This window comes from Nocardia niigatensis NBRC 100131 (genome assembly GCF_000308655.1).
GTDB classification, from domain to species: Bacteria; Actinomycetota; Actinomycetes; order Mycobacteriales; family Mycobacteriaceae; genus Nocardia; species Nocardia niigatensis.
This window is the reverse complement of record NZ_BAGC01000019.1, coordinates 1-12,487: the sequence shown is the minus strand read 5'-3', so window position 1 is coordinate 12,487 and position 12,487 is coordinate 1. Positions and strand designations below refer to the sequence as shown.

The 12,487-nt window shown below is 66.1% G+C and carries 11 protein-coding genes; 5 read left to right on the top strand and 6 right to left on the bottom strand.

Annotated features, from left to right (window positions below):
* Window positions 1–137: 137 nt before the first annotated feature.
* On the bottom strand, window positions 138–377 hold the full coding sequence (locus ON33_RS05990) for a hypothetical protein (RefSeq protein WP_040856191.1): 240 nt from the start codon (window positions 375–377) through the stop codon (window positions 138–140).
* An 821-nt stretch (window positions 378–1,198) separates the two neighbouring features.
* On the opposite strand from ON33_RS05990, the gene ON33_RS05985 reads away from it, so the two are divergent.
* Together ON33_RS05985 and ON33_RS05980 are read left to right on the top strand one after the other, a co-directional pair.
* Window positions 1,199–3,658 carry an FHA domain-containing protein gene (locus tag ON33_RS05985; RefSeq protein WP_051151693.1) on the top strand — a complete coding sequence of 820 codons (2,460 nt, stop codon included), beginning with the start codon at window positions 1,199–1,201 and terminating at the stop codon, window positions 3,656–3,658.
* A gap of 99 nt (window positions 3,659–3,757) precedes the next feature.
* Window positions 3,758–4,396 (top strand): hypothetical protein, encoded by a 639-nt coding sequence (locus ON33_RS05980; RefSeq protein WP_157184426.1) that lies wholly within the window; start codon window positions 3,758–3,760, stop codon window positions 4,394–4,396.
* A gap of 54 nt (window positions 4,397–4,450) precedes the next feature.
* Here ON33_RS05980 and ON33_RS05975 read toward each other — a convergent pair whose 3' ends face one another.
* The 3 genes from ON33_RS05975 to ON33_RS05965 all read right to left on the bottom strand — a co-directional run bounded on the left by ON33_RS05975 (window position 4,451) and on the right by ON33_RS05965 (window position 7,689).
* On the bottom strand, window positions 4,451–5,977 hold the full coding sequence (locus ON33_RS05975; RefSeq protein WP_083868629.1) for an alkaline phosphatase family protein: 1,527 nt from the start codon (window positions 5,975–5,977) through the stop codon (window positions 4,451–4,453).
* 97 nt (window positions 5,978–6,074) lie between these two features.
* The gene (locus ON33_RS05970) at window positions 6,075–7,274 is read right to left on the bottom strand and encodes a lipid-transfer protein (protein WP_040856184.1); all 1,200 of its coding nucleotides are present in this window, start codon (window positions 7,272–7,274) and stop codon (window positions 6,075–6,077) included.
* Window positions 7,267–7,689: a Zn-ribbon domain-containing OB-fold protein gene (locus ON33_RS05965; RefSeq protein WP_040856182.1), complete on the bottom strand. Its 423-nt coding sequence runs from the start codon at window positions 7,687–7,689 to the stop codon at window positions 7,267–7,269. The genes ON33_RS05970 and ON33_RS05965 overlap by 8 nt, the downstream gene beginning before the upstream one ends.
* A 155-nt stretch (window positions 7,690–7,844) precedes the next feature.
* On the opposite strand from ON33_RS05965, the gene ON33_RS05960 reads away from it, so the two are divergent.
* The gene (locus ON33_RS05960) at window positions 7,845–8,630 is read left to right on the top strand and encodes a GTP-binding protein (RefSeq protein ID WP_040856176.1); all 786 of its coding nucleotides are present in this window, start codon (window positions 7,845–7,847) and stop codon (window positions 8,628–8,630) included.
* Window positions 8,631–8,984: 354 nt separating this feature from the next.
* Entirely contained in the window at window positions 8,985–9,587 is a 603-nt protein-coding gene (locus ON33_RS05955) for a cutinase family protein (protein WP_051151691.1), read from the top strand.
* Window positions 9,588–9,982: 395 nt separating this feature from the next.
* Here the strand turns inward: ON33_RS05955 and ON33_RS05950 are convergent, their stop codons facing one another.
* Window positions 9,983–10,288, bottom strand: coding sequence for a hypothetical protein (locus tag ON33_RS05950; RefSeq protein ID WP_040856168.1), 306 nt, complete (start codon window positions 10,286–10,288; stop codon window positions 9,983–9,985).
* Window positions 10,289–10,302: 14 nt separating this feature from the next.
* Window positions 10,303–10,740, bottom strand: a complete 438-nt coding sequence (locus ON33_RS40970; RefSeq protein ID WP_157184425.1) for a hypothetical protein — start codon at window positions 10,738–10,740, stop codon at window positions 10,303–10,305.
* A 218-nt stretch (window positions 10,741–10,958) separates the two neighbouring features.
* On the opposite strand from ON33_RS40970, the gene ON33_RS05945 reads away from it, so the two are divergent.
* Window positions 10,959–12,487 (top strand): serine/threonine-protein kinase (locus ON33_RS05945; RefSeq protein WP_245550317.1); only part of this gene is annotated, 1,529 nt, incomplete at its 3' end.

Below are 12,487 nucleotides of genomic sequence, written 5' to 3'. Positions count from 1 at the left end.
GGTTGCCTCGATGCGTACGTGCACCGATGCTATCCAGCCCCGCGTTATCACAAGCCGCGGCTACCCGCATGTGAGATCCAGATCGCCCTCCGACGGACGGCCGCCGCGCGAACGACGACCGCCCGCCCGGTCCGCGGCTACTGCGAGGACAGCCCGCTGAGGACGCCGCCTACGTACCCGCCGCCGAACGCGCTGCCGAGCCCGGCCGCCGCGCTGCCGACGTTCACGGAGCCGTTCCCTACGGCGTTCCCCAGATCCGCCGCCGAACCTGGCGTGATGTCCACGTCCGACAGGGTCAGCGGCTCTGCCGCAGCCGTTCCGAGCCCGGCCGTGAGCAGCGCACAGGCCGCAACTCCCACAAGGATGGTTCGCTTCATAAAACTGTTCCTCTTATCCAGTCGGCGGAGCAGGTGCAGTCTTCCCCCACTCCGCGCGCCAGAGCATATGAAACATAACTAATTCAGATGAGCGTTTTGGACCGTTTGGTACGCCGACCGCGTCCGATCCCGATCGGGCCGCCTGGATACCACCGATTTGCGAATAGATCGCCGAATCGCCCACCCTGCGATCGCAGGCCGTGAAGGTCGTGGTTCCGGCGGCACACCCCGGACGCGGGGTCGTTGCCCTCGGCGAATACTCGTCACTGTAGACGCATTGCGGGAAGCCGGTCATATTCGCGGTGCGGCAGATTGCTCCGCGGGCTTTCCGTAGCCACGCCCCTCACCGCCGCGGTCGGCGTCGCCGGAGCGGGTTCGGCCACCGGCGAGGATCCCGAGTGGCCGAGCAGTCCCCGCAACCGATCCCGGACGTCCGACCTGGTTCACCGACCCGTCAGACCATCCCCGACGCGATGCCGAGTCGGTGCGGGCGTGTGCACATTTGGAATATGGCATGTCACGGAATTCAGTCCACGAAACGAATTGGGAAATATTCGGCTTCGATCTTGCGTCAGGTTCAGTCGGATTAGTATTTCGAATCCCATCGGCATTATTTCGCGAGGACCAGGTAGCGGCCGTCGAGCGACCTGGCCACGGATCCGATTGTTATCGAATGGAATGACCACTCCGCACGGTTGGTCGGATTCGTGCTGGTCAGCCCCGCGCAGGCCACAGTGCAAATTGAACAAGAAGGACATTACGAACGGATGGTTGTGGCCGATTATCGCCTCGGCAGATAGGCACGGTCGTATACTCTCGTTATGGCGGATGAGCAGTCATCCACGGAATTCTCCGAATCGCCGGTTCTTGTGGTGCAGACGCGAGAACACGTCTATCGGCTGCGCGCCGGCGGTGCATACAACATCGGCCGTGATCCGACCGCCGACATTGTGGTCACCGATCCGCGTGTTTCGAGCTTGCATGCTGTGCTCGAGCGGGGATCGAACGGCTGGGAGATCGAAGACGCGCACAGCCTGAACGGCACCTTCTTCGACGGCCGCCGCGTCGAGCGGATGCTGATCGACCACGACGAGACCTTCAAGCTGGGGCATGCCCGAGATGGCGCCCGATTGTCCTGCTCGCTGGAGACATCAGCCAAGCCCGCCCCCGACCCCGACGACGAGTTCGGCGGGGACACGATGATCGTCCCGAATCCCGGCTACAACGTCGACGATGAAGCCACGGTCACCAAGTTCGAGCCGGGCCTGCCCCGGCGAGTGTCGCGCTCGTCGCCGCCGTCGGCCCACCCCAGCGCGATAGTGCGGATCATCTCGGGCACGCTCCGGATCGGACGCGCCGCCGACAACGACATCGTTGTGCCCGACCTCATGGTCTCTCGCCATCACGCCGAACTACAGGTGATCGGTGAAGGCAAGTATCGAGTCGTCGACCTCGACAGCCACAACGGCACCTACGTCAACGGCCACCGGATCGAGGCCGCGGACCTGTCCGAATCCGACTTGATCGGCATGGGGCACACCACCTACCGGCTCGTCGGCGACGAACTGCGCGAGTCGGTCGACACCGGTGACATCTCGGTCTCGGTACAGAACCTCATCGTGCGGACACCGGAAGGCAAGGTACTGCTCGACGAGGTGAGCTTCCCCATCGGGCAGCGCTCACTCGTCGGGGTCATCGGGCCCAGCGGAGCGGGCAAGTCGACGCTGCTCGGCGCGGTCACCGGGCTGCAGCCCGCGACCGAGGGGACCGTCCGCTACGACGGACGCGACCTGTACACCGATTACGACGAGCTGAGACACCGGATCGGATTGGTTCCGCAAGAGGACATCCTGCACAACCAGCTCCCGACGCGACGCGCCCTGCTCTACGCGGCCGAACTGCGGTTCCCCGGTGACACCCGCAGAGAGGAGCGCGAGCAGCGGGTCGATGAGGTCCTCGAAGAACTCGGCTTGACGCGGCATGCCGACACCCGCATCGATCGGCTCTCCGGCGGGCAACGCAAACGGGTGAGCGTCGCATTGGAACTGCTGACCAAACCGTCTCTGCTGTTCCTCGACGAACCGACCTCCGGCCTGGACCCCGGCCTGGACAAGACGGTCATGGAAATGCTGTCCGAACTCGCCCACGACGGGCGGACGGTCATCGTCGTCACCCACAGCGTGGCGAATCTCGATTTCTGCGACCGCCTGCTGGTGCTGGTGCCCGGCGGCAAGCTGGCCTATTACGGCCCGCCCGCCGAGGGGTTGGAGGAGTTCGGGCAGCGGACCTGGGCCGAGGTGTTCCAGGCCTTCGACCGGGAGGAGAACCGCGACTGGGCCGGCGAGTTCCGGGACTCCCCGCGCTTCGAGAACTACGTCGCCGCAGGGCTGACCGGCGACGTCGGACCGACGGAAGAAGTACACACACCGGCGCCACCGCCCCCGCGGCAGTCCAAGCTCAGCCAGCTCAGCACACTGTGCCGGCGGTATCTGGCGGTGATCGCCTCGGACCGCAGCTATCTGGCGTTGCTCGGCGTGATGCCGCTGCTGCTGGGCGGTTTGATCGCCGCGGTGCCCTCGGGCGCGGGGTTCACCGGGGCGCCGGGAACCAACACCGATGCCGGGACCAAGCTCATGATCCTGGTCTTCGGCGCCTGCTTCGTCGGCACCGGCAACTCGATTCGCGAGATCGTCAAGGAACAGACGATCTACCGCCGAGAGCGCGCGGCAGGACTGTCGGCCGGGGTCTATCTGCTGTCGAAACTGCTGGTCCTGGGAGTGATCACCATCCTGCAGACGGCGGTGCTGTTCTTCATCGGCACCATCGGCGAAAAGTTCCCGCCGACAGGCATATTCACCTCGGTCCAGCTGGAGGTGGTCCTGGCGATGGCGTTGCTGGGCATCGCGTCGCTGGCCTTGGGCTTGCTGGTGTCGGTCTCGGTGAACAGCTCGGAAAAGACACTGCCGCTGCTGATCGTGCTGTCGATGGCGCAACTGGTGCTCACCGGCGGGCTGGTGCGGCTGCCCGGCACGCCGGTGCTGCAACAGCTGGCTTACCTGTCGCCGTCCCGGTGGGGCTACGGCGCCGCAGCGGCCAGTCTCGACCTCGACACCCTCTCGCCGCACGACGGTGGGCCCGACCCGCTGTGGAAGCACACCCTCGGCACGTGGCTGCTCGATATGGGAGTCGTCGCCGGCCTGGCGGCCATCTTCCTCATGCTGGCCTGGTATCGCCTGCATCAGATGCGGCCGCGGCGGCGCGGCGCCCCCGCGCGGATCTGAGGACTCTGCCCACCTCTCCGAATCCTGATAGCCCGGCGAACGATTCTGCGAAGCGGGTCACATTCGTGTTGTGCCCCACAGTTCGCCGACGATGGTCGGGTGACAGCACGCACCACCCTGGAGAGGCAAACCCCCATGGCCGGACGGCACCGCGCACCGAGCACCCCCACGAAGTTCTTCCGCGGCCTGCCCGCTGCCGTGGTCGTCCCCGCCGCCCTCGGCGTGGCCACCGCAGCACCGGCCGCCGCCCAGCCCGCCGATGCGCTGCCCGTCGCGACCACCCTCTCCGCGCCCATTGCCGAGGCGACCGCGGTCACCGTCACTGATCCGGCCGCCGGGCCGGTCACCGAGCAGGAGGCGCCGCTCAGCTTCGCGCCCGACGCGGCCACCGCCGCCCCTGTGCTCGACACGTTCGAACCCGCTGCGCCGCAACCTGTCTCGCAGGCCGCCCCGATCGCGGCGGCTGCCCCCATCGCCAGCCCCATCGAGAACGCCACGTACATCGGCCAGACCGCGGGCCAGATCATCGGCGGCGTCGCCGGAGCCGTCCTGGGCGGCGCGGCCGGTGGCGCGCTCGCCACCGCGCTGACGGCCGGGGTCGGAGCGCCGGTCGGCGTCATCGGCGGGGGCATCCTCGGCGGCGTCGCCGGCACGTACATCGGTTACTACGCGGGATCTTTCGCGGGTTCCTGGGTCGCGGAGCAGGCCCCGGGCCTGATCCCGAACGTCCTGCCCTGAACGCGGAACGGCCCGCCGTCTCCGGCGAGCCGTCCGTGATCGAGCAGTCCTACATCAGTCCAGGTTCGGCAGCACGTTCACGCCATTGCCCTTGGCGGCGTCCAGCTTCTGCGGGTTCTCACCCAACAGCTTCAAGATCGTCGGAGCGATCTGGGTGGTCTGCACGGCCTCGGTGACGACACCCTTCTTGGCGCCCGGACCGGAGACGACCAGCGGTACATTGCGGTCGGCCGGGTTCGCGCCACCGTGCTCGGCGATCTTGCTCTTCCCACCGGTGTAGACCGTGCCGACCTGCGCGACACCGACCAGGTCGGGGTGGCGCGGGTCGTTCGCCGGGGCGCCCAGGTACGAGGCGGCGTCGGCGCCCGCGTGTACCTCGGTCAGGCCCGACTTGGTGTACGGCTTCGCGGCGCCTTTGATGTCGTTACCGGTGCCGTTGTTGCTCAGCAGCCACTGCTCGGCGAAATCGGCGGCGCCCTGTGAACGGTCGTTCAGCCACAACAGCATGGCGTCGTCGTTCACGCTGAACGCGACCAGATCCTGCTTCGCGTCGGGGTGCTTGGCCTTCCACGCGGCATTCAGGGCCGTCATGATCGGGGCGTCGTCGATGCGGGTCAGATCGCACGGCTTGGTGGGCGACTGACCGTGCTTGGCGGAGACGATGACGGTGGTGTTCTTGTCCTCGTCCTCGGTCTTCAGCTCACCGACCATCCGGCCCAGCTGACCGTCGACGTAGTCCAGGGCGCTCGACAGCAGCGCGCCGGGGGTCACGCCGTCGGCCTGGTAGCCACCGGTCATGCCGTCGGAGGTCGGCAGCTTCTGCGCGACCGAGACCGTCTGGAAGTTCATGCCGAAGATCGACGGCTCACCGACCTGCTTGCTGTGGCTGTGGTCGAAGCCGTCGATCTCGTTGATGACGGCCTGCACCTTGTAGCCGTCGTACTGCTGGGTGTACTTGTCGTCCTTGGTCCAATCCTTGCCCGCCACCGGCGAATCCGAGTTGATCTCGGGGGTGAACAGGTCGTCGATGGAGTTGCCGGCCTTGCCCTCGAGGATCGAGTAGGCGGGGTGCTTGTCCGACCAGGCGGTCACCTTGCCCGCGGCGTGCAGGATGTCGAAGACCGAGTTCACCTGCAGGTACTGGTTCGGGTAGACCGGCTTGCAGGTGGCCGGGTCGACCGGCATGGCGGCCGGGTTCAGCAGGGTCGCCGGCCTACCGGTCATGGCGAGAATGCCCTCCGGCAGACCCGGCAGGCCCTGACCTGCGTCGATGGAGTTCTGGTTCTTGTCCATCGCCTCGGTCATCGCGACCTCGGCGCCCTTCGGGGTGTGGGCGCAGTCGGTGGTGCCGGCCGGCAGCAGGTCGTAGTTGAAGGTGTCGTCGTAGTAGACGCCCGACTGTCCCGCGGTCGCACCGGTGAACTGCGCGACCATGCCCGGGAACGAGTCCGACGGGTTGGTGGTCTGCGCGCCGGTGTAAGTTCGGAAGTGGATCGATATAACAGCAGATGAGCAAGGCCGTCGAATTGATATCGCCTGGAAGATTTCCCGATGGAACCATTCTCTTGGACGGGCGGCCATGTCGAGATCCGTTCTGCCGCAACAGCATTCACCACTGGCATAAATACGAGAACCCGGGCATTGCCCGGGTTCTCGGAGTATTGCCGGAGCCGCTGACTCAGCGGGTGGCGATAATCGCGGAGCCGTGGCCGAAGAGGCCCTGGTTCACCGCGATACCCGCCCGCGCGCCCTCCACCTGACGTCCGTCGGCCTGGCCGCGCAACTGCCAGGTGAGCTCGCAGATCTGGGCGATGGCCTGCGCGGGAATGGCCTCACCGAAGCAGGCCAGACCGCCACTGGGGTTCACCGGCACCCGGCCGCCCAATGTGGTTGCGCCGCTGCGCAGCAACTCCTCGGCGCCACCGGTCTCGCACAGCCCGATGTCCTCGTACCAGTCCAGCTCCAGCGCGGTGGACAGGTCGTAGACCTCCGCGAAGGACAGGTCGGCGGGCCCGATGCCCGCCTCCTCGTACGCGGCATCCGCGATGGCGGAACGGAATACGCGCGAGGACGGCTCCACCGCCACGGCGGAATCGGTGGCGAAGTCCGGCAGATCGATCACGGTCTTCGGGAAGGTCGGCGTCACCGTCGACAGCGCCCGGATCCGCACCGGATCGGCGATGCCGTGCTTGCGCGCGTACTCCATCGACGTCAGCACCAGCGCGGCGCCGCCGTCACTGGTCGCGCAGATGTCGAGCAGCCGCAACGGATCCGACACGATCGCCGAGGCGGCGACCTCCTCGGCCGACACCTCCTTGCGGTACCGGGCATACGGGTTGTTCAGCCCGTGCCGGGCGTTCTTCACCTTGACCGCGGCGAAATCCTCGAGCGTGGCGCCGTGCAGCGCCATGCGGCGGCGGGCGTACAGCGCGAAGTAGATCGGGTTGGTGGCGCCGAGCAGGTGGAAGCGCAGCCAGTCCGGGTCATCACGGCGTTCACCACCGACCGGCTGGAAGAAGCCCTTCGGCGTGGTGTCCGCGCCGATCACGAGCGCGACATCGGTCAGCCCGGCGAGGATCTGAGCGCGCGCGTTGGCGATGGCCTGCGCGCCCGAGGCGCACGCGGCGTAGCTGCTCGAGATCCGCGCACCCGACCAGCCCAGTGCCTGCGCGAACGTCGCGCCCGACACGAACCCGGGGTAGCCGTTGCGGATGGTGTCCGCGCCGGCGATGTAGCCGACATCGAGGTGGTCCACGCCGGCATCGGCGAGTGCGGCACGCGCCGCGACCAGCCCGTACTCGACGAAGTTCCGCCCCCACTTGCCCCACGGGTGCATGCCCGCACCGAGGACGGCGATGTCCCGATTCGCGTCAGTCATTGACCGGCCTCCACATCCACACCGTGTGCTCTGCCTCGTCGTCCTCGTACAGCGTGCCCACGGCCAGTTCGACCGGCATGCCCACGGCAAGATCGTCCACGGTGAACCCGCGCACGACCTGCCCGAGGATCACCATCTGCTCGACCTCGAGCTCCACCGCCGCAACGACATACGGCTCGAACGGATCGGCCGAGACGTACGGGGCGGGCGGCTTGTACCGGGCGTCCGCGTACGACCAGATCCGGCCACGCGTGGAAAACAGGTAGTCCTGCAGCTCGGAGCCGTCCTTGGGACCGGCGCAGCGCGGGTTTCGACAGGCCAGCGTGTTCTTCGGGAAGTACGGTGTGCCGCAATCCTTGCAGCGGCTCCCCTTGAGCCGCGCCACACCGTCCTCCGCAGTGAACCAGTCAGCCACAGCGGGGCGTTGTTCTTTCTGCACAACCCCGACCGTATAGGAACACGTTCTACTTTGGGGCCGAATTCCGCTCCGCGAATCCCCGCCCGGAGGTACGGTGACCCCAGATCGAGGACGCACCGCCACCCCGAGGCGATCTGGAGTACCGCAACCCGATGGGCACCAAAGCCATTGACCCCCAGTCAATCCGCGACATCACCCTCCTGGGCGACCCCGCCGGCACCACGCGAGTGGCCCACCGCCTCCTGCAGCACTCCACCCGCCCGGTTTCGGCCACCACCCTGCACTGGACAACCAACGGCATCGACCACACGATCCGCCTCACCGAGTTGTCCACCGACACCCCCATCGCGGAACTCCAGCGCCACATCCGGGTAGCCAACGGCGTCATCGCGGTAATCGACGCCGCCGGCCCCCTGGCGCCCCGCTTGGAGACGATGCTCCGGGTAGCCGACGACCACCAGGTCGCCCGCCTCTGCCTCATCACCAACCTCGACCACCCCGCCGCGAACTTCGACCGCTGCATCCGCGCAATCGCCGCCACCCGAGGCGCCACCCCGCTCCCCCTGCAATTCCCCTTCAGCACGGGCACCGCATACGAGGGCATCATCGACCTGCTCTCGACCTGGTCCCTGCTGCCGATAGCCGCCGAAACCTACGGCAGCCATTGGAAAACCGCGCAACAGTGGTACGACGCACTCGCGACCGCGGTGACAGAGCAGGACGCATCCCACCCGCGTACGCCGTCCGCGGCGACCGACGGCCCATCCGATCACCTGCATCGCCGGATCCGCTCCCTCACCCGCATCGGCGACATCATCCCCATCCTCTGCAGCGCCACCCCGCCGGCGGCCGGCACCCCCGCCCTCCTGAACGCCATCGTCCGCTACCTCCCCTCTCCCCTGGACGTCTGCCAACCAGAACACGCCCTCGACTATTGACGGTGCGGCTGCACCACGAAAATCCTTGGCATAGAAGCGTTTTCCAGGGCCATCCCACCAGATTTCCGCTCCTAGCACTTTTCGGTGCCATGCGGCCGATCGCCGCATGGCCGAAAACCAGATAACGCGTAAGCTGAAATCGGACGCGCCGCAATAGTCACGCGGCGACCGAAAACTACTCGCATCGAGGTGAAAGAAACATGGCCTCCGATGTTTCGCTACGGCCCCGCTGAGCCGGGCCCAGGTAATTGTTTCGCCGGCGGACGAGAACGCCAGTAGTTTCCGGTCGCATTCTGCACGGGCCGGGCCGATCCCGGAGTCAAGAACAAAGAAAGCACGATCATGCGTAGAGCAATGGCGCTCTTCGCCGCACTATTGTCGGCCACCCTCTTTTCCCTCACCGTCACGACGAGTCCGGCGGCCCGGGCCGACTACTGCACATCCGACTGGGCCATCGGAATCGGCGGATCGGGCGACAACACCCCATCGGTGTTCGCCCCCTACGTCGACCAATCGGTCGGATACAACTCCGCCGATCCCATGTCGGCCTACAACCAACTCGACCAGCTCTTCCGGTCGCACCGCAACGAATGTCCGCGCGATCACATCCGGCTGATCGGCCACAGCGAGGGGGCAGGCATCCTCCACGCCTGGATCACCGCCCACCAGAACGCCGGCAACACGAACGCCATCCTCCTATCGGACCCCAAACGCGCTCCCGGCCCCGGCTCAGCCGGCCTCTCCGCAACCCCCTGGAATTGGCTCATAGGCTACCCACTCGCCGGCGTCGACGACTGGTTCGGCAACACCCCAGTCCTCACCATCTGCAACCACGACGACCAAATCTGCGACACCTCGGCCGGCTGGACAGGCTACGTTTTCGCAGGCGCCCACGACCGCTACGATTTCAATGTCTGGGACTATGGCGACTGGGATTCCGGCGTCTGGTACCGGTAGTCGAGGATTCGACGGGATCAGAATCGGAAGATGCAATTAGTGGCTAATATCCGACGAATCCACTAGGCCGCAATTAACGGATATCATCCGCCGTCACAACTGACCGAGTTCGGACGATCGCGGCCCCGGCACCCCAGCAGCATCGTCCGGCCCTCGACTCCCTGGTCGAGGCGCGAGCCATCGGTCCGGCGTACCGCGGCTCCCGCCCACAGGACGCCCGATTGCGACGCCATGGGACCCCAGTTGCGTTCTGACATGGCACAGTTCGAACTGGCTGTGCATGAGGAGTCGATTCTCGAGGAGCTGCTCTCCGATCTGGTATGAAGTCGGCGCAGCCACTTCGACAGTCGATCCCGATCGCCGCGAGGCGTCCGCATCGCGTCACCGACGTGAACTCAGATTCCGACGTTACGCCGAATGATGGCGGTGAATCTGGCGTAGTTCGCGGAGCCGGTGAACGCGCTCCGCCATTTACCTTGGCGGGCGCCGAAGGCTGAAGCAACGTGCGCGACCGTGGGATCTTCAGGGACGACGATGGTCATCGTCGCGTCGGTCGGCTCGACCGGGGAGAACCCGACGACGGTGAGATCAATGATCTCGGGCCGATATATGTGCACGGTGGTAGGCAGCTGCCACAGCGCGTAGGCGTCTGCGGCGAGATCGCCGGACACAACAGCATTCAGCCCGAAGTCATTCAGCAACCGCAGAGCGGTACTTACTTGCGTTGCGGGATCGTCCAGGCCATACAGCTGACAGTCCCGCCAGGTCCCGAATAGTCACGCACCCAAGACTCGAGCGCACCATCAAGAGTGACCCAGCCATTCTCGTTGCGAGCCACCGTGGATGAAAGCCGACTCAGGGCAAGAGAAACGGCCTGCTGACTGACACTGATCGCCGCCGCAGGTTCGGACTGCTGCAGTGGCCGGAAGGCCAACACCCGCAAGACCGCAATTCGGCTCCAGGCAGGCCTGCCACTGCCGGAACGACGTCTCGGTTCTGCCGACTGCAGCAAGACCTCCCCGCCGACGATCACCAGTTCGGGATCGTCCGTGAGCAGATCAAAGCCTCCGGCGAGGGCAGCAGCAATGACATCGGGTGTGGCCGACGGCGCTACAAACAACGTCCGGGTGCTGTCAGTCTTGCGGTTTGTCATGCTCGTCGATAGTCGCTGGCGCACTGCCTTCATATCTAGCGGGTGGCAGACACATCCCCCGGCACCTTCAGCACCAAATCTTTCTGCGTGCCCGCTATGACCATAACCCCCGCTCGCCGCGGCAATGGCAGCAGCCGAGCAAGCACGTGGTGCTGGACTGCCGGATTCACGAAGTTGGTTGTAAGGCTCAGAGGTACGCTGAACCTGCGACAGGTTTGTTGGCGGACTTCTGGGCACGATCCGCGCACTCGCACCGGGCCAGTGCCCGGCCGCGTACTTGCCGGCACGAGCATGGCTGGGAAATTCGCGCGCCGACGATAGCGCCGACTCTCGACTGTCTGGCCTGGCTAAATCAACTAGTGTGGGCTACCCGCTCTCGGACGGGGCTGGAGTGCAAGCAGGTACACCGTTTGCCAGTCGGGTGGTCACGGGACGGCGCAATGAACGACAAGTCAGTGGGTGGCGTGGACGCCACTTGGGGGCCAGAGGAGACGTTCGGACGCTATAGGCTGCTGTCGCTGCTGGGTCAGGGCGGAATGGGCCAGGTGTGGCGGGCGCATGATTCGCTGACCAACCGGGTCGTGGCGCTCAAGGTGTTGCCCGAGCGCTTCGCCGATGACGAGCGGCTGCGCGAGCGGTTCCGCCGGGAGTGCCTGGCGGTGGCGCAGTTGACCGAGCCGCATGTGATCCCCATCCACGACTTCGGCGACATCGACGGTCGGCTCTATCTGAATATGCGGTTGATCGAGGGCACCGACCTGCGCAAGGTGATCACGCGAGAAGGGGCCTTGTCGCCGCAGCGGGCAGTCGCGATCGTCACACAGGTGGCCGGCGCGCTGCAGGCGGCCCACGACGCCGGGCTGGTCCACCGCGATGTCAAACCCACCAACATCCTGCTAGGGGCCGATGAGTTCGCCTCCCTGATCGACTTCGGGATCGCCCACGCCACCGACGACCGTACGCTGACCGCGATCGGCGAGACCATCGGCACCATTGCCTACATGGCGCCGGAGGAGATCAGCGCGGAGCTCAAGGCCGATGCCCGAGTGGATGTGTACGCGTTGACGTGCGTGCTGTATGAGTGCCTGACCGGCCGACCGCCGTTTGCGAGCGAGTTGGGGATGCAGGGTGTGATCGCCCATCACCTGCACACCCCACCCCCGCGGCCCAGCACCACTACACCCGATGTACCGACTGCGTTCGATGCGGTCATCGCCAAGGGAATGGCCAAAAATCCCGACGATCGTTACCAGACCGTGCGCGAGCTGGCCGCAGCGGCCCGCGCCGCGTTGGGCGATTCCGCGGTCAGCACCACCGAGGACGTGGCTGCGCGCCATCGGCGGCGAATCAGATTGTCGCCCAAGACCGCCGGGCTGCTCGCGGCGGCAGTCGCGGTTACGGTGGTGGCCGCCGTAGCTGTCGTCATCAGTGTCCAACGAGAATCAGGCGGCGGTGGCAACTCGCCCGCAGCTGTCGCCCCGGCCTACTCGTCACAGACTTCACTGCCGTTCACCGGTGTCACCCTGCCCACCGGTGTGGCGGTCGACGCGGCAGGCAACGTATACGTCAGCGACATGGGTAACGATCGGGTGGTGAAATTGGCGGCCGACGCGTCGACCCCGAGCCCGTTGCCGTTCACCGGCCTGAAGAATCCCCAGGGCGTCGCGGTCGACACGGCGGGCAACATATACGTCACCGACACGAGTAACAATCGGGTGGTGAAATTGGCGGCCGACGCGTCGACCCC